12 protein-coding genes are annotated in these 22,993 nt (G+C 65.9%); 7 read left to right on the plus strand and 5 right to left on the minus strand.

Features of this window, described 5'->3' with window-relative positions:
• Positions 1-23 precede the first annotated feature (23 nt).
• The 4 genes from F6B93_RS12635 (at position 24) to F6B93_RS12650 (ending at position 3,959) form a co-directional block, all read left to right on the plus strand.
• Positions 24-758, plus strand: a complete 735-nt coding sequence (locus tag F6B93_RS12635) for an acyl-[acyl-carrier-protein] thioesterase (protein WP_425518544.1) — start codon at positions 24-26, stop codon at positions 756-758.
• A 98-nt stretch (positions 759-856) separates the two neighbouring features.
• Entirely contained in the window at positions 857-1,639 is a 783-nt protein-coding gene (locus F6B93_RS12640) for a glucose 1-dehydrogenase (protein ID WP_211695415.1), read from the plus strand.
• Complete coding sequence (locus F6B93_RS12645) at positions 1,627-2,952, plus strand: acyltransferase family protein (RefSeq protein ID WP_211695416.1); 1,326 nt, start codon at positions 1,627-1,629, stop codon at positions 2,950-2,952. The genes F6B93_RS12640 and F6B93_RS12645 overlap by 13 nt, the downstream gene beginning before the upstream one ends.
• A gap of 377 nt (positions 2,953-3,329) precedes the next feature.
• Positions 3,330-3,959 carry a hypothetical protein gene (locus F6B93_RS12650; protein WP_211695417.1) on the plus strand — a complete coding sequence of 210 codons (630 nt, stop codon included), beginning with the start codon at positions 3,330-3,332 and terminating at the stop codon, positions 3,957-3,959.
• A gap of 15 nt (positions 3,960-3,974) precedes the next feature.
• Here the strand turns inward: F6B93_RS12650 and F6B93_RS12655 are convergent, their stop codons facing one another.
• Together F6B93_RS12655 and F6B93_RS12660 are read right to left on the minus strand one after the other, a co-directional pair.
• Positions 3,975-6,749, minus strand: a complete 2,775-nt coding sequence (locus F6B93_RS12655) for a PPE family protein (protein WP_211695418.1) — start codon at positions 6,747-6,749, stop codon at positions 3,975-3,977.
• Between the two features lie 247 nt (positions 6,750-6,996).
• Positions 6,997-10,242 (minus strand): LuxR C-terminal-related transcriptional regulator, encoded by a 3,246-nt coding sequence (locus F6B93_RS12660; RefSeq protein WP_211695419.1) that lies wholly within the window; start codon positions 10,240-10,242, stop codon positions 6,997-6,999.
• 275 nt (positions 10,243-10,517) lie between these two features.
• On the opposite strand from F6B93_RS12660, the gene F6B93_RS12665 reads away from it, so the two are divergent.
• The 3 genes from F6B93_RS12665 to F6B93_RS12675 all read left to right on the plus strand — a co-directional run bounded on the left by F6B93_RS12665 (position 10,518) and on the right by F6B93_RS12675 (position 18,195).
• Positions 10,518-12,542 carry a PE family protein gene (locus F6B93_RS12665; RefSeq protein WP_211695420.1) on the plus strand — a complete coding sequence of 675 codons (2,025 nt, stop codon included), beginning with the start codon at positions 10,518-10,520 and terminating at the stop codon, positions 12,540-12,542.
• A 307-nt stretch (positions 12,543-12,849) separates the two neighbouring features.
• Positions 12,850-14,718 (plus strand): PE family protein, encoded by a 1,869-nt coding sequence (locus tag F6B93_RS12670; protein ID WP_211695421.1) that lies wholly within the window; start codon positions 12,850-12,852, stop codon positions 14,716-14,718.
• A 72-nt stretch (positions 14,719-14,790) separates the two neighbouring features.
• Complete coding sequence (locus F6B93_RS12675) at positions 14,791-18,195, plus strand: PPE family protein (protein WP_211699449.1); 3,405 nt, start codon at positions 14,791-14,793, stop codon at positions 18,193-18,195.
• Positions 18,196-18,231: 36 nt separating this feature from the next.
• On the opposite strand, the gene ppsA is transcribed toward F6B93_RS12675, so the two are convergent.
• The 3 genes from ppsA to F6B93_RS12690 are packed head-to-tail and all read right to left on the minus strand — an operon-like array spanning position 18,232 to position 22,960.
• Positions 18,232-20,520 carry a phosphoenolpyruvate synthase gene (gene ppsA, locus F6B93_RS12680; RefSeq protein WP_211695422.1) on the minus strand — a complete coding sequence of 763 codons (2,289 nt, stop codon included), beginning with the start codon at positions 20,518-20,520 and terminating at the stop codon, positions 18,232-18,234.
• Positions 20,521-20,539: 19 nt separating this feature from the next.
• Positions 20,540-22,012 carry a bifunctional aminoglycoside phosphotransferase/ATP-binding protein gene (locus F6B93_RS12685; protein ID WP_211695423.1) on the minus strand — a complete coding sequence of 491 codons (1,473 nt, stop codon included), beginning with the start codon at positions 22,010-22,012 and terminating at the stop codon, positions 20,540-20,542.
• 60 nt (positions 22,013-22,072) lie between these two features.
• Entirely contained in the window at positions 22,073-22,960 is an 888-nt protein-coding gene (locus F6B93_RS12690; protein WP_211695424.1) for a universal stress protein, read from the minus strand.
• Positions 22,961-22,993: the final 33 nt, after the last annotated feature.

Genomic DNA, 22,993 nt, shown 5'->3' on the forward strand with positions numbered 1-22,993 from the left:
AAGCCTTGCCCCACAACGCTGAGATGGACCTGCCGCTCGTGGCGCGGCCCAGCTCGGGGTACGTCTACCAAACGGGCTGGCGGCTGGCCACCACCGATATCGACGAGCACCAACGGCTGCGCCTCGACGGGGTCGCGCGGTACATCCAAGAAGTGGGCGCCGAGCATCTTGCCGATGCCCAGCTGGCGGAAGTCCATCCACACTGGATCGTGTTGCGCACGGTGATCGACGTCATCGATCCGATTGAGCTACCCAGTGACATCACGTTTCGCCGCTGGTGCGCAGCGCTATCCACCAGGTGGTGCGACATGCGCGTCCAGCTTGAGGGTTCCACCGGCGGGCGCATCGAAACGACAGGTTTCTGGATTTGCGTGAACAAGGACACTCTGACGCCGTCACGGCTCACCGATGACTGCATCGCGCGATTCGGCACTACCACCGAAAACCACCGGCTCAGGTGGCGCCCCTGGCTCACCGAGCCGATCACCAACGGTACCGACGCCCCATTTCCGTTGCGTCGCACGGATATCGACCCATTCGAGCACGTCAACAACACGATCTATTGGCACGGTGTGCATGAAGTCCTCCACCAAGTCTCCACCCTGGCGGCCCCCTACCGGGCGGTGCTCGAATACCGCAGCCCCATCAAATTCGGAGAGGCCGTGACCATCCGGTCCAAACGCCGCGACGACAGCGTACGCATGCACTTCACCGTCGGGGATAGCGTGCGTGCGGCGGCCATCCTGCACAAGCTCTAAGCCGCTTACCTTCGCGAATGTCGGCGTGTGGACGAACCCGGCGAGTGCCCGCCACTATGAACTAGGGGACTCACTACCGAGAAGCGTCAGGAGAATCTATGTCGGGACGGTTGGCTGGAAAAGTCGCGCTGGTGAGCGGCGGCGCGCGCGGAATGGGCGCCTCCCATGTTCGGGCAATGGTCGCCGAGGGCGCGCGTGTCGTCCTCGGTGACATCCTTGACGACGAGGGCAACGCCGTGGCCGCCGCACTGGGCGAAGCTGCGCGGTATGTCCACCTCGACGTCACCCAACCGGAGCAGTGGACGGCCGCGGTGGACACCGCGGTCACCACGTTCGGTGGACTCGACGTCCTGGTCAACAACGCGGGGATTCTCAACATCGGCACCGTCGAGGACTACGACCTGGCCGAATGGCAACGAATCCTCGACATCAACGTCACCGGTGTCTTCCTGGGTATCCGCGCCGCGGTCACGCCTATGAAGGAGGCTGGCCGTGGCTCCATCATCAACATCTCATCGATCGAAGGGCTGGCCGGCACGATTGCCAGCCACGGCTACACCGCCAGCAAATTCGCCGTGCGTGGCTTGACGAAGTCAACTGCGCTCGAGCTGGGACCCAGCGGGATTCGGGTGAACTCGATTCACCCCGGACTGGTCAAGACACCGATGACCGACTGGATCCCCGAGGATCTCTTCCAGAGCGCACTGGGCCGTGCCGCCGAGCCGGCGGAGGTGTCCAACCTCGTGGTCTACCTCGCCAGCGACGAGTCGAGTTATTCCACCGGTTCGGAATTCGTGGTCGATGGCGGGACGGTGGCCGGTTTGGCGCACAAGGATTTCAGTGCGGTCGAAGTGTCGGCGCAGCCGGAATGGGTGACGTAATCGGCAAAGGCCCGGTCCGCGACCTTGCGGTGGATTTCTACCGCGTCTCGGGTGTCGTCCTGGTCGTGTTGGGACATTGGCTGGCCGCGGCGGTGACCTACCACGATGGGCATTTCGGTCGGGAAAACCCGCTCGCCGACCTGCCGTGGACCCAATACCTGACCTGGGTTTTCCAGGCGGTTCCCACGTTCTTCTTGGCGGCCGGCTACGCGGGGGCACTGTCCTGGGAGCATCGGCGCAACAGGGAGGGTTTCGCACACCACACCTGGCTTCGGCATCGACTGGCGCGAGTTCTGGGACCATGCGGTGTCTACCTGGCGCTGGTGTCGGCAGTGGTGGTGGCCCTCGAGGTATCCGGCGTGACCGGCTCGGCGTTGCAATACGCGGGTTGGGCGCTGGCGATGCACTTGTGGTTTCTCGCCATCTACCTGGTGGTGGTGACGATGACACCCATTGCGGTTGCCGCACATCAGCGTTGGGGACTTCGAGCGCCAGCGGTACTGGCGTTGGGCGCCGTCGCGATCGACGTCGCCGCGGTCGGCTGCCGGGTGCCCTATATCGGCTGGCTGAACTACGTGCTGTGCTGGGGGACGCTCTACCAGCTCGGAATTGCCTGGCGCGGCGGCCTGCTGGGTGGGCGCAAACCGTTGCTGATGACTGCGGTGTCAGCAATCGCGCTGGCGGTGCTGGTCCGGGTGGGTCCCTATCCGGTCAGCATGATCCGTGTTGCCGGCCACACGGTGCACAACACGACACCGCCGACCGTGGCACTGCTGGCGTTCGCCTGCGCGCAGACCGGTCTTGCGATGACGCTCGCACCGGCAGTCAGGCGTGCGCTGCGCTCGGCCCGCGCGCAGCGGGTGGTTTCCGTGGCCAACGACAACGTGATGGCCCTGTACCTCTGGCACTTGGTGCCGCTGGTCATCGTGGCCGTCGTGGGCTACCCGGCCGGGTTGTTCCCGCAACCGGCTGAGGGTTCAGCAGCGTGGTGGTTGTTCCGGCTGGTGTGGTTGATCATCCTCAGCATGGTGACGGCAGTGCAGATGACGTTGCTCTGGTGGGGGCGGCGCGTTTTCGCGGCCCCGCTGCCGACGGTCGACCTACCGTGGGCGGATCGGTGGGCGGAACCCGTCTTGCTGGTGGGCGCCGCGATGGCGACGTACGGATTGGCATACCTGGCCGCTGAGGGCTTCGCCCCGCACGGACATTTCGCCTGGATCAGCGTGCTCGCCTTCGCTGGTGGGGCGGTTCTGATCGGGTTTCGCCCCACCAGGGTCGGCTCGCCGGTGCATTCCACTCCTCGGGCCGGGTAACTTTGCGCGTCTATTTTGGATAGCCTATCCTAACTTGACCGAGGAAAGGCTGGTTACCGTCGATGCTGCCGATTGATCCACACGCCGACGCCTCCCGGCGCGCCTGGCTCCCCTGCCCACACTGCACATGGGGCCGGACTGCCTGCTCCGAGTGCCGTAGTAGCCGCAACTGCGGCACCCATTGGCAGTACCTCCTGGGCAATCAGGCGACACAGCTGCACCTGCAGTGCCCCAGCTGCGCCACCATGTGGTCAACGAACACCCGAACTGGCGAGGACGTGCTCGTGTTTGGCCGCGCCTGACGCCGCGCGACCGATGGGGCGATCGTCGATGTGCAATTATCCCCTCGACTGTCCCATCGAGCGTAAGAGGCGCCCGTGACCGACTCCGCGAGGGATGCGCTAGAACATCTACGCGACATCAGCCAATTCCAGTGGTACGTCGTACCGCTGTTTGTGCTGGTGATCTACGTCTACAGCGTTGAACTCGAGCGGCGGAACTGGAATGTGTTCTTTGCCGGGCTGGCCTTTTGGGGCATGGATTGGTTCAACGAGATATGGAATGCGCTGGTGTTCCACGGGACGGGTCGAGCACCGGTCTGGGGCGCACGAGGTTCTTCGGCCTACCAGATCCTCATCGGGCTCAATGTCGAAATCTGGTTGATGTTCGCTGTGTTGGGCGTGGCCGCGGCGAAGATGTTGCCTCCCGATCCGCGAGTCCGGATCCTGGGCATCCCGAATCGATGGTTGTTGGCCGTGGTCTTCGCATGGCTCTGTGTCGCCGTCGAGATCGGCCTCAACGTGGCGGGAATATTGACCTGGGACTATTGGTGGTGGCAGGCCTCGATGCCAGTGCTGATCTTCCTGCTCGGATATCTGCCGTTCTTCGCGGTGTCGTTTTGGGTACACGACATGCGGCGGGTGCGTTCGAAGGCCATCGTGACCGGCGTCATCTTCGGTGTTGATGTGATGGCGTTGATCGTTTTCGATTGCCTGGGATGGATCTAGGCCGCACTGCCCCCGTTACGGAGTGGTGCCCCCGAAGAGGAACCCACCGAGCCGGAAACCAATGTTTCCGAAGCCAGTCACCAGGCTGTCATCAGCGAACGGCAGGATCCCCAGATTACCGAGACCGGAGACGGCGCTGCCGAGGTTAGAGAATCCCGACGAGAGCGCGCCGAAGTTTTGGTAGCCGGAACCGAAGGCGAACCCGGCCGGACTCATGTTGAACAGACCCGACAGGCCCGAGCCATTGTTGCCGAATCCGGAGTTGCCGCCCGTGCCGGTATTGAAGAAGCCCGACGATGGCGTGCCACTGGAGTTGAACAGGCCCGGCGGCGGCGGGACGACCAAACTCCCAAGGTTGGTAGCGGGCAGGGTGATGCTCGGGATGGTGATCCCAGGCGTGGTGAAGCCGCCGATGCCGACGGGGGGAATTGTAAACGGTTGGGTGGTGGTGGCCGGGATGGTGATTTGCGGCAACTCGAAACCCCCGACCCCAATCGACGGGATGGTAAACGGCTGAGTCGTCATCGCCGGCACGCCAATCTGCGGCAACTCGAAGCCGCCAACCCCCACCGACGGGAGGGTAAACGGCTGAGTCGTCATCGCCGGCACGCCAATCTGCGGCAACTGGAAACCCCCGACCTCCACCGACGGGATGGTGAACGGCTGGGTGGTAACCGCCGGGATGCTAACCGGCGGCAAAGAGAAACTATCGATGGCGATAGGGAGGGTGAAAGAGTCTTGGCTAATAATCTGGGGGAACTGGAACTGACCCACCTCTATACCAGGAATGAAAATTCCGTTGATAAATCCGTTCGCCAAGTCCCCCCCACTCTCAAACGGATCTCCGATCAAAGTTTGCCCAAAGTTAAATGGGTCTAGGAATATTTTGGAGCCAATAAAGGCGCTGTCGATCGTGACAATCTGAGAGGGATTTCCTTGGCTGTTACCGGGGAATAGAAGCGTAGGCAACGCGATGCCAGGAAAATCGATACGGGGTATCGTTATCGGAGGTGTGGTAAACCCCGTAAACAAAATATCAGGGGTCTCGAAGTTACCAATAGTCACGTCGAACCTGATCGGGTCTGTGGTGATCGCTGGCGTTGTGAATTCTGGAGTGGATATCGAAGGTATCGTTACCTCCGGCAGACTAAAACTGCCCAGCGAAATGCCCGGTGATAGCAATTCCGGGATAGCAATCGGAGGTACCGTCACTTCCGGCAGACTAAACCCACCCAGCGAAATATCGGGTGACATCAACTCGGGAATCGAAATTTCAGGCAAGGTTACTTCCGGCAGGACAAAACCACTGACCGAAACATCTGGGGTCGTCAATTCCGGAATAGACATCGAAGGTATTGTTATCGGCGGCAAGTCGAAAGCAGGAACGCTGATACCAGGGATATCTATCGGCGGAAGCGTTATTTCGGGTGAAGTGATTCCGAACGTGAGGCCGCCCTCGCCATTACCGGTCCAAAAGAGGCCATTATTCATGTTGCCGACGTTGAAGGCGCCCGTGTTGATATCGCCCGAGTTCAGAAAGCCGGTGTTTGTGTCGCCTACGTTGTAGCTGCCGGTATTCGAGTTGCCTGGGTTGCCATCGCCTGTATTGTAGCTACCCGTGTTCGCGCTTCCCGTGTTTGAGTCGCCGACATTGAAACTGCCTGTGTTGAAAGATCCCGCATTGAAGGAACCCGTGTTCGCCAGCCCAGCGTTCCCTAGACCGGTGTTGTAGTTACCCGAATTACCGATGCCAAAGTTTCCGGTGCCGGAGTTAAAGAAACCGATGTTTCCGCTGCCCGAGTTGAACAAACCAAGGTTATTGCCGCCCGAATTCAGGCCGCCAAAACCAATCTGGTTGTCGCCAATGAGACCGATACCGATGTTACCTCTGCCGTTGTTGGCGAAGCCGATGTTCCCGCTGCCGATATTCGCAAAGCCGGTATTGTTACTACCCACGTTCCCGAAACCGAAGTTAGCGTCGCCAAGGTTTCCGGGGCCGATGTTGACGCTGCCCGAGTTACCGAATCCGAAATTGTTGCCGCCGAGATTGCCGCTGCCAAAGTTGAGGAAGCCGACGTTGCCGTTGCCAACATTTCCGCCGCCGAGGTTGCCGAGGCCGAGACTAACAAGAAGCGCCCGGGCCGGTGCAGCCGCAGCCGCCGGGGCCGCCGCAACCGCGGCCTCCATCGGCACCGGGGTCGCGGCCGGCCTGCCCGCGGGCGCGCCGGTCACGAGCGCACCAGCCAATTGGCCCGGCAGGCCCGCCAGGGTGTTCAGCGGCTGAGTAAACTGCGTCAACGCCGAAGTGACCGCCGAAGCCCCGGAATGATAGCCGGCCATCGCGGCCACATCCTGCGCCCACATCTGCTCATAGGTTGCCTCTACAGCTGCGATCGCGGGGGCGTTTTGCCCAAAAAGATTTGACATCACCAGCGATACCAGTTGAGAGCGGTTGGTTGCGACGATCTCGGGATTGACCGTCGCGGCCCGCACCGACTCGAACGCGTCCGAGATGATGCGCGCCTGCAGGGCCGTTTGCTCGGCCTGGGCTGCTGTCGCAACCAGCCATCCGCTATATGGGGCGGCCACCGCCGCCATCAACGCCGACGCTGAACCCTTCCATGCCTCCCCCACCAACCCGGCGGTCAGTGACGCGAAGGAACTCGCCGCCGAAGCCAATTCGGCAGCCACCCCTTCCCAGCCCGCCGCTGCCGCCAACATCGGCCCGGTGCCCGCACCGGAGAATATCCGCGCGGAGTTGATCTCTGGTGGCAGTACCGAAAAATTCAACGCCCCATACCCCTTTCGCGTCCTAGTCGCGCGGCCCATGCAAGGGCGCCCTTGCGCGCAGGACTCGACCTCGTCCGAATCTGCTACAACTTCTCGCCGCTATTGATTCGTACGGTTCTGATCGCCAATGCGGTATAGGGTTTCGGTCGTATTTTGGCGAGATACGTTGTCGTAGCGTGCCGGTGCGTACCTCGATGCGGCGCTCAGTTTGGGTGGCCGCACCAGCAACATCGCGGTGCGCCGACGATCAGACGCGGCGTGCGGCTTCCTGCGCGAGCTGAAGGCGAGACGAAAGCTCGAGTTTCGCGTAAACGTGCGTGAGGTGTGTCTGAACGGTCCGGTATGACATGAAGAGCCGGGCAGCGATGTCCCTGTTGGACAACTCTTCCCCGACCAGCCGCACGACCTGCAGTTCGGTGGGAGTCAGCGCCGCCCACCCCGTCTTCGGACGGTCGCGGTCGGCGCGACCGCGCTGGGCATAGATGATCGCTTCATCGATCGACAAGGCCGCACCCTCAGCTCTCGCGACGCTGAAGTTGTGTTTTCCCAAGGCGTCATGGACCGCACGCACCGTGGCCTCATGGCGTTCGTCGAGGAGCGCGAACCGCACTGCGCCCATGCTCTGCCGGGCAGTTTCGGCCGCGCCGCACAGCCTCGCCGCCTGGCGGTGGCTGCCCGCCTCGCACGCTAGAGCCGCGAGACATTCGAGAACGTCTGGAACGACGAGGGTACTGTCGTTGCTGGATGCGATCGCAAGTGCATCAAAGGCGTCGCGTTCGGCTTGTTTCACGTCCCACTGCGCGATTGCAATGCGCGAACGTGTCGACAGCGCCGCCGCCAGATACGAGCCCTCGGTCGCCTGCACCACTTCGTCGGCCCAGCGACGGGCCGCATGCAAGTCACCACAACCCAACGGCCCCAGGGCCGCCCACACGTACAGCCCGTTTGCCGGTGGCGCCATGCCGGTGCGCTCTCGAGCTGTTTCCATAGCCCTCCACGCCGCCGCGGCATCCCCGGCGGCCAGGAGTGCAACCGCAAGACCCGCGTAGCCTGCGCCCTTGTGGAACCCTAGAAGCCCGGCGCAGCCTGCTAAGGCCGACTCCGCGGAGGCCCTGGCACCAACCGCGTCACCCTGAAAAGCTCGCACGCAGGCCTGGATCGCCAGACCGTAGACCTGAAAAAACGCGTCATGTGCCGCGGTCGCTTCGTCGATGACCTCGCCGAGCAGCGCTGATGCCGCCGCCAACTCACCTTGCATAGCTGCCGCGATTCCTTCGAGAAAGCGGCAATGCCGAACAGCGAATTGGTCACCTGTTGCCTCCGCGGCGTCGAGCACTCTCGCTGCGCCCTTAACCGTCGCGGCCAAGTCGCTGGCGTTGAGCGCCGGGGTGATCTGCCGGACGAGGGCTTGGCTCGCTAGCCACGAATCGCCCAGTTCCCGTGCAAGTTTCGCCGCCTCGGCGAAGAATGGCTCTGCGGCCTCGGTGTCGTGGAGGGAGGCGCAGCCCCGGGCCGTGAGCGCCCGGACCAGTAAGACCCGGTCATCGAGCGAACGTGCAATCGTCAGAGCCTCTTCGGTTTCCTCGATGTCCGCCGCTTTGCCGACCCAGGCGAGCAGCGTGGCCCGGCTCGCGAATGCGTGCACACGGATTTCAGACGCCACGTTGTGCGCATCGACGCAGGCGAGCCCAGTTTCTAGCCAGGCCAGCCCTTCCCGGATCCCGCCACGCGACTGCCAGACCGGCTCCAGCGACGACGCGAGCTCCAACGCCCTTCCTACCTCACCAATTTCGAGGCTCCAGTCAAATGCGCTTCTGAAGTTGTCCATCTCGTCACACGCACGCGCCAGACGTTGTTCGTAGTCACCGGGTGCGGGGGCGAGCAGCGAACCCGCCAGTGACGTGTAGTGATCGCGGTGGCTGTTTCGGACGTCGGCGGCTTCGCCGGACTCGCCCAGCTTCTCCAGCGCGTAGTGACGAACAGTCTCCAGTAGGCGGTAGCGCGTCGGGCCGCCGGTAATCTCGGCGACAACGAGTGACTTGTCGACGAGCAGCATGAGATCCTCAATGCGGCTTTCGCGTTCGACTTGGGCGCCGCAAATGACGGCTCGGGCCGCGGCCAGATCAAACCCACCGAGAAACGCCGCCAGCCGACGCAGTGCGGTGCGTTCGCACTCGGTCAGCAACGCATACGACCAGTCGATGGAGGAGCGCAACGTCTGCTGCCGGGGCAGCGCGGTACGCGCCCCGCCGGTCAGGAGTCGGAAACGGTCATCGAGACCATCGGCAATCTCATCGAGCGACAGCGCCCGCACCCGCGCTGCCGCAAGTTCGATGGCGAGCGGAATGCCATCGAGCCGCCGGCAGATCTCACTCACAGCGACCGCGACGTCCCCGGTCATCGCGAAATCTGGCCGAACCCGGCGCGCCCGATCGGCGAACAAGTCGACGGCCTCGTCAGCCAGAGATAGCGATGGCACCAAGAACGTCACTTCACCGGATACACCAACGGGCTCACGGCTCGTGGTCAGTAGCGTCAACCCAGGGCAGGCACCCAGAAGATCGACCGCCAGAGATGCCGCTGCGGCGGCTAGGTGTTCACAATTGTCCAGCACCAGCAGCATTCGGCGATCACCAACGAACTGCACCAGCGCTTCCAGCGTCGCGACCCCCGGCGTATCGGAAAGACCCAGAGCGCTCGCGACCGCAGCCGAAACGAGCGCGGGAGAGGTGATCCGCGCTAGGTCGACATACCAGGCACCGTCAAAGAATTCGGATGCAATGCGAGCGGCCAGCTCGACACCTAGACGCGTCTTGCCGACACCACCGGCACCGATCAGAGTGACGAGCCGGTTGTTTAACAGCAGCTCACGCAACTCGACTAGCTGCATATCGCGGCCCACGAACCTGGTCAGGTGCACCGGAAAATTTTGCTTATCAACACTTTTCGCGGATTGCAAGGGCGGGAATTTGTTGTCCAGGCTGGGATGACAAAGCTGCGTCAATCGTTCGGGCCGGGGCAGCTCGGGCACGTGATGGGTGCCAAGTTCGCTCAGCCACGAATCCGCCGGCAGCCAGTCGACGACCAGCTGCTGCGTAGCACCCGACACTAGGGTCTGGCCGCCATGGGCCAGATCACGCAGACGCGCGGTCCAGTCGATAGTGGAACCACCGTAGTTGGCGTCGGCACGGGCGCGCACGTGGCCGGTATGCACCGCGATGCGCAACCGGATCGGGGCCAACGGCGCCTGCTGCAACTGCAACGCGCAAGCCACTGCGTCACCGGCACCGGTGAACACCGCCGCGAAGCCCTCGTCATCGCCGTGACCGACCAGCCGAACCCCCCCATGCGCCTCAAGGAGGTCGGCCACCAATTGTTCTAAACCCGCACTCGCGGCCGCCATCTCGTTGGGCTGGGTGCGCCAGAGGCGAATCGAGCAATCGACGTCCGCGAGAAGAAACGTCACCGTTCCGGTCGGCACCGACTTAGTCACGCGCTATCGCTCCAATGCACCAGCAGCACGCCTGCACCCAGGAACAATACCCGTGCTGAGTCGGCAGGAAGCCACAACGAGCGATCGAGCCAGCGGTTATCAGCGCCCCTGGGCTCGCAGCGCAATACCTACGACCCCATCGTGCATATCTCTACGACCCCGTATCGCGCAGATATACATGCAGCGACCGATGGAGGACTCCCACCGAAGCCAAACACAATAAAAGCGGGTCGTCGTGGCCCAGGGTTTGATCGTGACTCATGGGGAGTTATCCGGTGTCGTTTGTGATCGCCGCGCCGGAGTCGATTTCCGCAGTAGCCGCGGATTTGGCCGGCATTGGGTCTTCTCTGCGCGCGGCGAATTCGGCGGCGGCAGTCCCAACCACGGGGGTGCTGGCCGCCGCTGCCGACGAGGTGTCCGCGGCTATCGCGTTGGTGTTCAGCGAACACGCCCAGACCTATCAGGCGTTCAGCGTCCAGGCGGCGCGGTTCCATGACCAATTTGTGGCAGCCTTGACTCGCGCTCAGGGCGCGTATGCGGCCGCCGAGGCCGCCAACGCCTCATTGCAACAGATCGAGCGCGACGTGCTCGCCGTGATCAACGCGCCCACCCAGGCGCTGTTGGGGCGCCCGCTGATCGGCGACGGTGCCGCCGGCGCGCCCGGGCAAGACGGCAGCCCGGGCGGGTTGTTGTACGGCAACGGCGGCGCGGGCGGGGCCGGCGATGCTGCCAATCCCGGTGGCGGTAACGGTGGAGACGCCGGGCTGATCGGCAACGGCGGGGTCGGTGGGGCCGGCTTCAGCGCGGCCGCCGGGACCGGAGCGCCCGGCGGCGTCGGCGGTGCCGGTGGGCACGGCGGGTGGCTCTACGGCAACGGCGGCGCCGGTGGTATCGGCGGTAGCGGCGGCAGCGGCGCGGGCGGTGCTGGTGTCGGCGGTATCGGCGGTAGCGGCGGTAGCGGCGGTGTCGGTGGCGCGACCGGGCTGTGGGGCACCGGCGGGGCCGGCGGCGACGGCGGGCATGGCGGCACCGGCGGTAGCGGCGGCGACGACGGCGGTGCCGGCGGCAACGCGGGCCACGGCGCTGCCGGCGGAGCCGGCGGATGGCTGTTCGGAGACGGCGGCGCGGGCGGGGCCGGCGGACACGGCGGCACAGGCGGCACCGGCTTCGGCAACAACGACGCCGGCGGCGCCGGCGGTGCCGGGGGCGCCGGCGGCGGTGGCGGGGTTGGCGGGTCGCTGGTCGGCAACGGCGGGGCCGGCGGGCAAGGCGGCACTGGCGGCAACGGCGGCAACAGCGGCAACGGCGGCGTGAACAGCGACGGGGGCGCCGGCGGCGCGGGGGGCGACGGTGCGGTCGGCGGTGCGGGCGGTTTGCTGTTCGGCGACGGCGGGACAGGCGGGGCCGGCGGGCAAGGCGGGAACGGCGGGGACGGCATTATCGACCGTAGCGACGGCGGCGCCGGCGGCACCGGCGGCGACGGCGCAGTCGGCGGCGCGGGCGGTTTGCTGTTCGGCGACGGCGGGGCCGGCGGGCCCGGCGGGCAAGGCGGCAGCGCCGGCGACAGCACTGACAATTCCAGCACCAGCGGCGCTGGGGGAAACGGCGGCGACGGGGCAGTCGGCGGCGCGGGCGGTTTGCTGTTCGGCGACGGCGGGACCGGCGGGGCCGGCGGTCGAGGCGGCACTGGAGGCGACACCACCAGCAAGCTGAGCGGCTTCGGCGGCGTCGGCGGAAACGGCGGCGCCGGTGCGGCCGGCGGCACGGGCGGGTGGCTGGTCGGCAACGGCGGGGCCGGCGGGGCCGGCGGGCAAGGCGGCACCGGCGGCGACGTCACCGGCGGATTCCGCGGCGGTGTCGGTGGCGACGGCGGCGCCGGGGCGGCCGGCGGCGCGGGCGGGTGGTTCGTCGGCGACGGAGGGGCTGCAGGGGCCGGCGGAAGAGGCGGCACCGGCGGCGACGGCACCGTCGGCGGCTTCGGTGGTGACGGCGGCAGCGGCGGCGCCGGTGCGGTCGGCGGCGCGGGCGGGTGGCTGTTCGGCGACGGCGGCAACGGTGGGTCCGGGGCGACCGGCGGGCGCGGCGGGGCCGGCGATATCCCCGATGACGGGGGTCGCGGCGGAGCGGGCGGCAACGGCGGCAACGGCGGCAACGCCCAGCTGATCGGCAACGGCGGCAACGGCGGCATCGGCGGCCCGGGCGGCACCGACGGTGACGGCCGCACCCGGGGGCCCGCCGGGACCGGCGGGAGCGGCGGCACCGGTGGGCAGCTCTTCGGTGCACCCGGAACGCCCGGCTAGCCTCCCAAGCCCGTGGGCCCCGCGGTCACAGCACCAGCACCGAGCCGTTCGACTCCGTGCCCACTAGTGCCGACGACCACCCGTCCCATAGGCGATCCACACCGGCGGTCATCACCGCCCCGGTTCGAGCCCAAGATCTACAACCCCAGCGTGCATACATCTACGGCCCCACGTGCAGCGAATCTACGAGCCGCATGGCGCATATATACACGCGCCGACCGATGGCTTTCGCTCACCCAAGACACACACGATGACGGCGGGTCGTCTTGACCCGGGGGTTTGGTCGCGACCGATACGGAGGTAACCAATGTCATTCGTGATCGCTGCGCCGGAGGCGCTGGCTGCGGTAGCCGCTGATTTGGCCAGTGTTGGGTCGGCTCTGCGCACGGCGAATTCGGCGGCGGCGTCGACGACTGCGGGAGTACTGGCCGCCGGTGCTGACGAGGTGTCGGCGGCTATCGCGTTGGTGTTCAGTGAACACGCCCAGACCTATCAGGCTTTCAGCGCCCACGCGGCGCGGTCCCATGACCAGTTCGTGGCGGCCTTGACTCGCGCTCAGGGTGCCTATGCGGCCGCCGAGGCCGCCAACGCCTCGTTGCAACAGATCGAGCACGACGTGCTAGCCGTGATTAACACGCCCACCCAAGCGTTATTCGGGCGTCCGCTGATCGGCGACGGTACCGCCGGTGGGCCCGGGCAAGACGGCGGGGCCGGCGGTTTGTTGTACGGCAACGGCGGGGCGGGCGGGGCCGGCGATGCAGCCAATCCCGGTGGCGGTAACGGTGGGGATGCCGGGCTGATCGGCAACGGCGGGGCCGGTGGGGCCGGCTTCAGCGCTGCTGCCGGGACCGGGGCACCCGGCGGTGTCGGCGGTGCCGGTGGGCACGGCGGGTGGCTCTACGGCAGCGGCGGCGCCGGTGGTCTCGGCGGCAGCGGCGGCAGCGGCGCCGTCAGTGCGGGTGTCGGCGGGAGCGGCGGCAACGGCGGCAACGGCGGTGTCGGCGGCGCTTCCGGACTGTGGGGCGGCGGCGGGCCTGGCGGCGAGGGCGGGCACGGCGGCACCGGCGGCCGGGGCGGCGACGGCGGCGGTGCGGGCGGCAATGCGGGCCACGGCGCTGCCGGCGGGGCCGGCGGATGGCTGTTCGGAGACGGCGGCGCAGGCGGGGTGGGCGGGCACGGCGGCACCGGCGGCGACAGCGCAGGCTTTAACCACGCCGGCGGCGCTGGTGGCGACGGGGGCGCCGGCGGCATTGGCGGGGTTGGAGGGTCGCTGGTCGGAGCGGGCGGGGCCGGCGGCGCCGGCGGGCACGGCGGCACCGGCGGCACCGGCGCCGGCGGCGCGAATAGCGACGGGGGCGACGGCGGCGCGGGGGGCGACGGCGCTGCCGGCGGGGCCGGCGGTTTGCTGTTCGGCGATGGCGGGGCCGGCGGGGCGGGCGGACAAGGCGGCAACGCCGGCGACGGCGACATCCGTAGCAGCGCCGGGGGCAACGGCGGCACCGGTGGCGCCGGGGCGGTCGGCGGCACTGGCGGCCGGCTGGTCGGCAACGGCGGGGCCGGCGGCGCCGGCGGGCAAGGCGGCACCGGCGGCGATGTCACCGACGCGTTCGGCGGCGACGGTGGCTTCGGCGGCGACGGAGCAGTCGGCGGCGCTGGCGGGTGGTTGATCGGCAGCGGCGGGGCCGGTGGCGTCGGCGGGCAAGGCGGCACCGGCGGCGACGGCGGCGACGACAGCAGCTTCAACGGCTTGGGCGGCAACGGCGGCAACGGCGGCAACGGCGCCGGCGGCGGCACCGGCGGGTGGCTGATCGGCAACGGCGGGGCCGGCGGCGCCGGCGGGCAAGGCGGCAACGGCGGCGACGACAACAGCAACCTCAACGGCACCGGCGGCAACGGCGGCACCGGCGGCAACGGCGCCAGCGGCGGCACCGGTGGGTGGCTGATCGGTAGTGGCGGTAACGGCGGAGTGGGCGGGGCCGGGGGGCAAGGCGGGGCCAGCAACAGTCCGGGCAGAGGGGGTCCCGGCGGCGACGGCGGTAACGGCGGCAACGCCCAGCTGATCGGCAACGGCGGCAACGGCGGCAACGCCGGCATTGGTGACAACTCCGGGCTAGCAGGGAGCGGCGGCGCCGGCGGACTCCTGTTCGGCCCCAACGGCACGAACGGGTTGCCCTAATTCTATTGGCCTGCGGCCCACCACGGGCGCCCGCAAGGCCGCCCATGACCGGTGAGAGGGATATGGATGAGCATGACGAATTTTGCGGTGCTGCCGCCCGAGATCAATTCGGAGCGGATGTTTGCCGGTGCCGGGTCGGGGCCGTGGTTAGCGGCCGCGGCAGCCTGGGATGGACTGGCTGCAGCGTTAGATTCGGCGGCGGCCTCGTTTTCGTCGGTGGCCTTGGGATTGGCGGCCGAGTGGTGGCAGGGTCCGGCGTCGATGGCGATGGCGGCCGCGGCGGCGCCATACCGGAGCTGGCTTGCCGCAGCGGCTGCGCAAGCCGGGGGTGCGGCGATGCAGGCTAAGACGGCGGCCGCGGTCTACGACGCTGCACGCGCGGCCACGGCGCATCCGGCGTTGGTGGCCGCCAATCGCACGCGGCTGGTGTCACTGGTGGCCTCAAACTTGTTGGGCCAAAACACTCCGGCGATCGCGGCGACCGAGGCCGCATATGAACAGCTGTGGGCCCAGGACGTGGCGGCGATGGTGGGATATCACAGTGGGGCCTCGGCCGTAGTGTCGCAGCTGACGCCCTGGCAGCAGGTACTGCACGCGCTACCCAGCCCGGCGGCGTTCGGCCTGCCGGCCCTTGTGAGTATCGCCAACGCCGGAATGGGGAACTTGGGCATCGGCAATATCGGTGACTACAACCTGGGCAGCGGAAACACCGGCTGGCTCAACCTGGGCAACGGGAATACCGGCAACGCTAACCTCGGCAGCGGGAATAGTCTCGGCAACACCAACCTGGGCAGCGGCAACCGAGGCTTCTTCAACCTCGGCAGCGGAAACATCGGCGATACGAACTTCGGCCTCGGCAATATCGGCAATCTCAACGTCGGCAGTGGCAACACCGGCGACGCCAACGTCGGCTTCGGAAACAACGGCGACGCAAACGTGGGCAGCGGCAACCAAGGCTTCTTCAACCTCGGTAGCGGAAACCAGGGCCGCGCGAACTTCGGCGGCGGAAACGGCGGTTCTTTCAACGTGGGTAGTGGAAACGACGGCTCGTTCAACGTGGGCAGCGGAAACGACGGCTTCTTCAACGTGGGCTTCGGGAATTTCGGCAACAACAACCTGGGATTTGGAAACAACGGCAACAACAATATCGGTTTCGGGCTTTCCGGTGACAATATGATCGGCATCGGCGCCCTGAATTCGGGCATCGGCAACTTCGGCCTCGGGAACTCCGGTGACAACAACATCGGTTTCTTCAACTCCGGCAGCAACAACATCGGCTTCTTCAACTCCGGGGACGGCAACTTTGGCTTCGCGAACTCCGGGGACACGAACACCGGCTTCGCCAACGCGGGCCCCACCAACACCGGCTTCGGCAACGCGGGCAGCAGCAACTTCGGCGTGGCGAACTCGGGCAATCTGAACATGGGCGCCGGGAATGCCGGCGGGCAGAACATGGGTTTCGGAAACTCGGGCAACATCAACGCCGGCAGCTTCAACTCGGGTTCGGCGAACGCTGGCGACGTCAATTCGGGCGAGGCCAACACGGGGTGGGGTAACTCCGGTGCTCACAACACGGGGCTGTTCAACTCCGGGGATACCAACACCGGGCTGTTCAACTCGGGGGGCACCAATACCGGCCTGTTCAACTCGGGCGGCCTGAATACTGGCATCGGTAGCTCGGTGACGCAGCCTGGTTCCAATTCGGGCTTCGGCAACACGGGCACCGGCAACTCGGGCTTCAACAACTCGGGTGACAACAATTCCGGCTTCGGCAACACCAACACCGGCGGCTTCTTGGGCAACTCCGGCTTCCAGAACACAGCCACCTTTGGCTCCGGCTTCCAGAACACAGGCGACTCCAACTCGGGCCTGTTCAACTCGGGTAGCGGCAACGTTGGTGTCAACAACTCGGGCCGGAGCAACGCCGGCCTGTTCAACACCGGAGAAGTCACCTCAGGCATCGCAAACTCAGCTGTCAATCTCGGCTTCCCCTTCACCTCGGGCATCGCCAACTCGGGCATGAACAGCTCGGGGGTTTTCAACACCGGTGATGACCAGTCGGGCTTCTTCGGCGGCACCGGTCTCGCGTTTTCGATTGCGGCCCAGGTGCCCAGCCTGCCGGTGCTTGGCGCCCCCGCGACTAACAGCGCCGTCGGAAACTTGGGTATCGGCAATATCGGTGACTACAACTTGGGCAACGGCAATATCGGCAACGCCAACCTGGGCAGCGGGAATAGTCTCGGCAACGCCAACCTCGGCAGCGGCAACCAAGGCTTCTTCAACCTCGGCAGCGGAAACGACGGCGCCACCAACGTGGGCCTCGGCAATATCGGCAATCTCAACGTCGGCAGTGGCAACACTGGCGACGCCAACGTCGGCTTCGGAAACAACGGCGACGCGAACGTGGGCAGCGGCAACCAAGGCTTCTTCAACCTCGGTAGCGGAAACCGCGGCCGCACGAACTTCGGCAACGGAAACGACGGCATGGTCAACTTCGGCAGCGGAAACGACGGCTCGTTCAACGTGGGCAGCGGAAACACCGGCCTCTCCAACGTCGGCTTCGGGAATTTCGGCAACAACAACCTGGGATTTGGAAACAACGGCAACAACAATATCGGCTTCGGGCTTTCCGGTGACAATATGATCGGCATCGGCGCCCTGAATTCCGGCATCGGGAACTTCGGCCTCGGTAACTCCGGTGACAACAACATCGGTTTCTTCAACTCCGGCAGCAACAACATCGGCTTCTTCAACTCCGGGGACGGCAACTTCGGCTTCGCGAACTCCGGGGACACCAACACCGGCTTCGCCAACGCAGGCCCCACCAACACCGGCTTCGCCAACACGGGCAACAGCAACTTCGGATTCGCGAACTCGGGCAACCTCAACATGGGCGCGGGCAACTCGGGCAACGTGAATATGGGTTTCGCGAACTCGGGCTTCCTCAACACCGGCAGTGTCAACTCAGGCGACTTCAATACCGGCGACGTCAACTCCGGCGAGGCCAACACGGGATGGTTTAACTCAGGCGATCGCAACACCGGCCTGTTCAACTCCGGCGACACCAATACCGGGCTGTTCAACTCGGGCGACCTCAACACCGGCTTCGGTAGCTCAGTGGCTCAGCTTGGTTCAAACTCGGGCTTCGGCAACACCGGCACCGGCAATTCGGGCTTCAACAATGCGGGCGATGGCAACTCCGGCTTCCAGAACGTGGGCGCCGCTAGCTCCGGCGTCCAGAACGCATTCGGAAGCGGCAACTCCGGCTTGCTCAACTCGGGTAGCAAGAACGTGGGCATCCATAACTCAGGCGAGTTCAACACCGGCCTGTTCAACACCGGCGAACGCACCGCAGGCCTTGCCAACTCGGCCGCCAACGTCGGCTTCCCTTTCACCTCCGGCTTGTTCAACTCGGGCATGAACACTTCCGGGGGTTTCAACACCGCCGACAACCAGTCTGGTTTCTTCGACGTGTGAACCTGCCTCCGGCGACCCCGGGGCGGGTCTCCTCGGCTAGGCGCCGCCGCGTGCTGATTCCAGCAATAGTCGACGCTCGGCGGCAGCGACCGATCGCCGGGTGGCGCCGATCGCGTCCGGATTGACCGATACCGACGTGATTCCCATGCGGACCAGGTGCTCGGCGAAACTCGTGTTGGTGGACGGCGCTTGACCGCACAACGACGATGTGATGCCAAGCTTGCGCGCTGTCGCGACGATCCGGCCGATGGCATCGAGTACGGCGCCGTCTGATTCGTCGAACAACTCGGCACAAACGTCGGAGTCGCGATCCACGCCGAGCACCAACTGCGTGAGGTCGTTGCTTCCGATGGAAACGCCGTCAATGCCGAGGCCGACGTACTCGGGCAGCCAATAGATCACCGAGGGCACCTCCGCCATTACCCAGCGATGCAGGCCACGCTGCGCGCCCAGCGGGCTCCTATCGATCAGCGACAGGCACTCCTCCAGCTCCCATCGCGTGCGCACGAACGGAATCATCAGATGCACGTTGGGATTACGTTCGCGCACCCGGGCCAGGGCCTCGAGTTCCAGCGCGAACAAGTCGGGCTCCTTGACATAGCGGTAACACCCGCGATAGCCGATCATCGGGTTGTTCTCGACGGGTTCGTAGGCTTCGCCGCCGTGTAATCCGCGAAACTCATTGCTGCGAAAATCGGTGGCGCGGTAAACGACCGGGCGACTCCCAAAGGGCGCCGCGATGCGGCCAATGGAGGTCGCCAGGGCGCCTACCAGACCGTCCTGCTCACCATGGGCGATCAAGTCCCGCGGGTGGCGCCCGGAAAGTGCTTGGGTGAGTAGAAATTCAGCCCGAAGCAGCCCAACGCCATCGACGTCCTGTGCGGCGACGGCCTCGGCCGAATCGGGCATCGCCAGGTTGACGTAGATCTTGGTGCCGGTCGTCTCCGAGGCGGGCGCGGCCCCACCCGCTTCGACGGTCGATACGCGCACCTTCGGCGCCACTCGTCCAGGTTTGACGTTGCCGCGAGTGCCATCGACAGTGACCGTCTGGCCGTCTCGCAGAGTGGTGGTGGCGCCGCGGGCGCCGACGACGCAGGGAACCGCGAGCTCGCGCGCCACGATCGCCGCGTGACAGGTCATCCCGCCAGTCTCGGTCACCAGCGCCGCGGCGCGACGGATGGCCGGCAGCCAGTCCGGGTTGGTGATTGGCGCCACCAGGATCTCGTTGTCGCGCAACTTCGGACCCTCTTGGGGCGTGTGGAGCACACGCACCTGCCCAGAAGCCGAGCCCGGTGCCGCGGGCAGGCCGCGGAGCAGAACATCGGCGGTCTCCGAATCGACGGTTACCTTGCTGGGCAGTGTCGTTATGGGTCGGGCTTGCACCAGCCACGTCGTGCCCGCAGCTATCGCCCATTCCAGATCCTGGGGGCAGCCGTAGTGGGATTCGGTGGCCATTGCCAGCTCGGCGATCCGCTGTAGCGTGCTGTCATCGAGGACCCGCGCTTCCGCCTGCGCCTGGTCCAACTCGATGACGACATCGCTTCCGTCGGGGCCGCGTTCGATCTTGAAGGCTTGATACCCGATCCGAGCGTCGAGCACCGTGCGGGTCTGCTTATCGACGATGTAGGTGTCCGGTTGGACCTTGCCGGACACCACGACCTCGCCTTGCCCGAGGGCGGCCTCAATGACGATATGGTCCGCCTCCCCGGTGCTCGGGTCATTGGTGAACGCGACGCCCGACTGTTCAGAGGCGATCATCTGCTGGACCACCACGGCCATAGCAGGGTCGGCGGCGAATCCGCGGCTGGCTCGGTAGGTCACCACCCGAGGACTGAACAACGAAGCCCAGCATTCCCGAACGGCATCGACGAGCGCCTCGTCGCCTGTGACGTTGGTCAATGTCTGATTCATCCCAGCAAACGAAGCATCCCGGCCATCCTCACCCGTGGCCGAAGACCGCACCGCCACAACGCAGTCGGACCCAAGGCCGCGATAAGCATCGAGCAGCTGTGCCCGTACGCCTTCGGTGACTCCGGCCTTGTTGACCAGTATCTGCATGCGTTGGCACAACTCGTCGAGCCGGGCGCTGTCGCCGACCTGCGCGAGCGCCTCGCGATGCAAAGCGGCCAGTTCGGAATCAACCCCACCCGCTTTCATCGATGTCAGGTAGCCCTCGCGCAGCACGACGAATCCGGGCGGGACCGGAAGGCCCGCGGCGACCAGTTCACCCAGATTGGCGCCCTTGCCTCCGGCTTCCTCAGCATCGCGAAGACGCAGTGCCGAGAAGTCCGAGATGTAATTGCTGACAACGGTGTTCGTTGACATTCGCATTATCCTTTCGACGTCACAGAGTTCTATGCCAGATGTCGTAGGCTCGTCCCGCGGACTCGTCGAGGGGCGCAGACGTGTCAACCAGGTACGCGGTGTCCCAGCCTCCCTGCCGGGCGGCGAGCGCTGTCGCTATCTCAGGGGTCGCATCGGAGTTGCCCGCGGCTCGGGTGCTGATCCTGTCGGCCGTCATGTCGGCAGTCGCCGAACACCTGAGTTCGACGATCGGCGAATGGGTTTCCTTCGCCAGCCTATGGGCCTGAGCGCGATCCCGCGGATCGCCCCAGGTGGCGTCGAGGATCACCGATTGTCCGGCGCCGAGCAACCGGTGGGCCTGGCGCAGGGCAGCGTCATAGACAGCTCGAACGTTGTCGCGGCTGTACAAACCCGAATCCAGCACGCCGGGTTGACCCTGGATGACCCCGGATTCTGTGAGCTCGCGCCGCACGTCGTCGGTCGAGATGACTCGTGCGCCCACGCGTTGCGCGAGCGCGCGCGCGACGGTCGACTTTCCGGTGCCGGGGCTTCCGCCGACCAGCGCCAGCCGCACCGCGCCGTTGCAAAGATGCTCGGTCGCGATCGTGAGATGGCGCCCCGCGTCGGCACCGGCTTCGGTCTTGCCCTGCGCCATTCGCACACACTCGACTTTCGCCCGCACCACGGCGCGATACGCCAGGTAAAAGTCGCGCAGCGACGCGGGAGCGGTATCTCCCGAGTGCGCGGCGTAGCGGTCCAGGAAATACCCACCAAGATCTTTGCGGCCCAGGAACTCCAGGTCCATCGCCAGGAACGCGGCGTCGTCGATGCGGTCCACGTAGCGGAGTTCGTCGTCGAACTCCAGGCAATCGAGCAGGGCCGGCTCGCCATCCAGCAGAAATATGTCGTCGGCGAGCAGGTCTGCGTGGCCGTCAACAATGCAGCCTTCGTCAACCCGGCGCGTGAACAAAACATCGCGCCCACGGATGAATTCGTTCACCAGCTCCCCGATCCGGTCGACCACCTCCCCCGGAAACGCGCTACCGGCATAGCGGTCGAGCTCGGTGAGGTTGTCGTGCCAGCGCTTGGCTACCGCATCGACCTCGCCCTGGGCGCTGATGAGGCGGTTGCGCCCGGCGCGCTGGTGAAATCGGGACAAGACCGCGGCGACCGCGTCGAGGGCGTCTTCGACGGGTACCCCGCGGGTCACCATCGACGCCAGCCGTTGTGTGTCGTCATAGCGGCGCATGACGACAATAGGTTCGGGGTTCGCTCCGCCGGGGTCGCTGAGGTGGGCGATGCCGAGGTAACTTTGCGCGGCGAGCCGGCGGTTCAACTCGACTTCACGGATGCATGCGCGCTCGCGCTGCTCCGTGGTGCGGAAGTCGCAAAAGTCGGTCACAACGGGCTTTTTCGCCTTGAACACCCGGTCGCCGACCAATACCACCACCGCCGTGTGGGTTTCGCGCACATCCGCATACGGGGCACCCGGCGCCAGATCAGGCGCAGGCATGTCGGCAGCTATCGCGGCGTGGATCCGATCGCCGGGGTTCACGCGCCTCGAGCCCGACGCTCACTTCGGGCGCGCCACGATCACCGGCGTCCGAATGGCATGCAGGACAGCATTACTCACCGAACCGAGCAGCATGCCGGCAAAACCGCCACGACCGTGACTGCCGACCACAACCAGCTGGGCCGCTGCCGAACGCTCGACGAGCTGCCGTGCTGGGCGATCGCATACCACGACCCGGCGGACCACCACGTCGGGATAGCGCTCTTGCCAGCCCGCCAAGCGTTCGGCGAGGCTGAGCTCCGCTTCGGCCTGCACCGTCGACCAGTTCAGCCCCGGAAGTTCGACCACCTCGACGTCGCTCCACGCGTGTAGCGCGATCAGCTCGACGCCGCGGCGCGACGCCTCGTCAAACGCGACTGCCAAGGCTTGCTCCGAGACCGGCGAACCGTCGATCCCCACCAACACCGGGGCGGGCTCCGCATCGGGCATTGGTGAGTCTTCGTCGCGGATGACGGCGACCGGGCAATTCGCACGCCGCACCAAACTCGAACTCACCGAGCCGAGCAAACCCCGGGCCAACGCCCCGTGGCCGGAGGAACCCACCACCACCATCTCTGCCTCAGCGGAAAGCTCCACCATCGTCGGGATCGGCGCCGAAAACACGAGCTCGCTCGTGATGGTGAGCTTGCGATCAGCCGTGCTGGCTTCTTCGGCGATCTTGTGTGCTGCCGCAACGACCCGGCGCCCCTCGTCTTCCTGCCAGGTCCCCCACGTGTCCGGGTACGGAATCGGCGGCCACGTCGCGACGTCAGCGTTGACCACATGGAGCAGGTGCAGCGGGAGGTTTCTCATCCCCGCTTCGCGCGCAGCCCAACCGACTGCGGCGTTCGAAGCCGCCGAGCCGTCGACCCCCACAACGATGCCGAAACGTTCCACGGGTACTGACATTTCGTTCTCCCTCCATCACCAGCAACGCTATGA

The organism is Mycobacterium spongiae, assembly GCF_018278905.1.
Classification (GTDB): Bacteria; Actinomycetota; Actinomycetes; order Mycobacteriales; family Mycobacteriaceae; genus Mycobacterium; species Mycobacterium spongiae.

Coding starts and splice junctions, on each gene's coding strand:
- F6B93_RS12690 (WP_211695424.1), bottom strand. CDS start 22,960: ATGTCAGTACCCGTGGAACGTTTCGGCATCGTTGTGGGGGTCGACGGC.
- F6B93_RS12685 (WP_211695423.1), bottom strand. CDS start 22,012: ATGCCTGCGCCTGATCTGGCGCCGGGTGCCCCGTATGCGGATGTGCGC.
- F6B93_RS12645 (WP_211695416.1), top strand. CDS start 1,627: ATGGGTGACGTAATCGGCAAAGGCCCGGTCCGCGACCTTGCGGTGGAT.
- F6B93_RS12635 (WP_425518544.1), top strand. CDS start 24: ATGGACCTGCCGCTCGTGGCGCGGCCCAGCTCGGGGTACGTCTACCAA.
- F6B93_RS12670 (WP_211695421.1), top strand. CDS start 12,850: ATGTCATTCGTGATCGCTGCGCCGGAGGCGCTGGCTGCGGTAGCCGCT.
- F6B93_RS12640 (WP_211695415.1), top strand. CDS start 857: ATGTCGGGACGGTTGGCTGGAAAAGTCGCGCTGGTGAGCGGCGGCGCG.
- ppsA (WP_211695422.1), bottom strand. CDS start 20,520: ATGTCAACGAACACCGTTGTCAGCAATTACATCTCGGACTTCTCGGCA.
- F6B93_RS12675 (WP_211699449.1), top strand. CDS start 14,791: ATGACGAATTTTGCGGTGCTGCCGCCCGAGATCAATTCGGAGCGGATG.